The sequence below is a fragment of the Streptomyces sp. HSW2009 genome (genome assembly GCF_040240285.1).
Lineage (GTDB): Bacteria > Actinomycetota > Actinomycetes > Streptomycetales > Streptomycetaceae > Streptomyces.
Genome location: NZ_JBEHZD010000918.1, coordinates 1 through 1,825, shown reverse-complemented (window position 1 = coordinate 1,825; position 1,825 = coordinate 1). Strand labels below are relative to the sequence as shown.

Genomic DNA, 1,825 nt, shown 5'->3' with positions numbered 1-1,825 from the left:
CCCCCCCCCCCCCCGCCCCCCCCCCCCCCCCGCGCCGCCCCCCCCCCCCCCCGCCCCCCCCCCGCCCCCCCGCCCCCCCCCCCCCCCCGGGGGCCCCGGGGGCCCCCTCGCTCTTTTCCGCCGCGCCCACGGCCCGCCGGTGGGCCTGCACAACGCCCGCGCCCACGGCCCGCCGGTGGGCGTTCGCGGCGCCCGCCCCCCCCCCGGCCCGTACCGTCCACCCACGCCCCGCACCGCCCGGCACCCGCCCCTCGGTCGCTTCGTGGAGCAAGTGAGCCAGATCACCGCCAAATGTGATCGTTTTGTGTGCAACCTTTTTCAGGTTCCGACGGTCATGTACGTGCAAACGCACGGCCATGACGCGCTCCGCGCGACGGCCTGCTTCCGCTCTCCGTGGAGCCGCTGTCTCCCGCAGTGGCTCCACAGGCCCCAGATAGAGGTCTTATGAAGCTTCGCCGCGCCCTTGCGGCTGCCGCGGCCACGGCGGCCATCCTGCCCGCGACGCTGGTCGCCGCGCCCGGCGCGTACGCCAGCGATGAGACGCAGTCGCCCACTCCGACCAGCGAGCCGACCGAGACGCCTTCGGCCACGCCGACGGACTCGCCGTCGCCGAGCGAGACGCCGAGCTCGCCCGCGCCGACGGAGACCGAGACCAAGACCCCGAGCGCGACGCCGACGACCAGCAAGCCGACCGCGACGGACGAGCCGAGTTCGCCGGCGCCGACCGACTCGCAGTCCCCGAGCGCGACGCCGACGGCCACCGGCAAGCCCACCGACGGGCCGTCCACCAGCCCGAGCGCCACCGCGACCGCGACCGGGTCGCCGACGCCGGCGCCGTGCGAGGACGGCGAGGACTACGCCGAGGAGCCCGACCTCAGCACCACGCTGGTCGGCCTGCCGACCAAGGTCGTGGCAGGCAGCGGCTTCCACCACCTGACCTTCCGTGTGGAGAACACCTCCAAGCGCACCTTCCACCGCGTCGACCTCGGCGTCATGGCGGGCACCGTGCACGAGGAGTACATCGACGGCACCGGCAAGTTCCTGACCCTCCAGTACAAGGACCCGGAGTCCGGTGCGTGGGAGAACATCTCCACCGACGCGGACGACGACGCGCACGGCTACATCGGCTACACCTCCGTACGGCCGCACGAGACGCTCAACCTGGAGCTGCGGCTGAACGTCGCCAAGGGCGCCCCGGAGGGCTTCGGCTACGCGCTGTCCATCGGCGCGTTCGCCGACGAGGAGGGCAACTGCGTCTACTCCACCGGTGACTACTACGAGTTCGACGTGGTGAAGACCGCGGCCGAGCTGCCCGGCGGTGGCGAGTCCGAGGTGCCCGACGCCAAGCCGCAGGGCAACAAGGGCAAGAAGCCGCTGCCGCTGCCCAAGCGGCCCGCCGTCGGCAAGGAGATCCACCCCGAGGGCGAGCTCGCGGCCACCGGTTCCGACTCCACCCTGCCGACCATCGCGATGATCGGCGGCGTGGCGATGGTCGCCGGCGCCGGCGCGATCTACGTCGTACGGCGCCGCAAGGCCGGCACGCCCGCGTAACGCACGTCCGCGTAGACGCACGCCCGCGCCACGCGCGTTGGCACCCCGCGTCCGCGCAAACGCACGACCGCACCACCCGCGTCCGGCGCCCCGCCGGCCCCGCCCGCACGACAAGCGCGGCGCAGGGTCGGCGGGCGCGCGCCGGCCGGCGGCTCCCGGGGGGGGGGCCCGGGGGCCCCCCGGGGGGGGGGGGGCCCCGGGGGGGGGCCGAGGGGGGGGGGGGGGGGGGGCCCGGGGGGGGGGCGGGGGCCCCCCCCCCGGGGGGGGCCGCCGG

At 76.3% G+C, this 1,825-nt stretch carries 1 protein-coding gene and 1 pseudogene; one reads left to right on the top strand and one right to left on the bottom strand.

What is annotated here, in order from left to right; all coding sequences use genetic code 11:
• A pseudogene (locus AAHZ94_RS33545) lies at positions 1 to 271 on the bottom strand (hypothetical protein); the annotation flags it as partial.
• Positions 272 to 444: 173 nt separating this feature from the next.
• Between AAHZ94_RS33545 and AAHZ94_RS33540 the strand changes: the two are divergent.
• Positions 445 to 1,551: an LPXTG cell wall anchor domain-containing protein gene (locus AAHZ94_RS33540; RefSeq protein WP_349997472.1), complete on the top strand. Its 1,107-nt coding sequence runs from the start codon at positions 445 to 447 to the stop codon at positions 1,549 to 1,551.
• Positions 1,552 to 1,825: the final 274 nt, after the last annotated feature.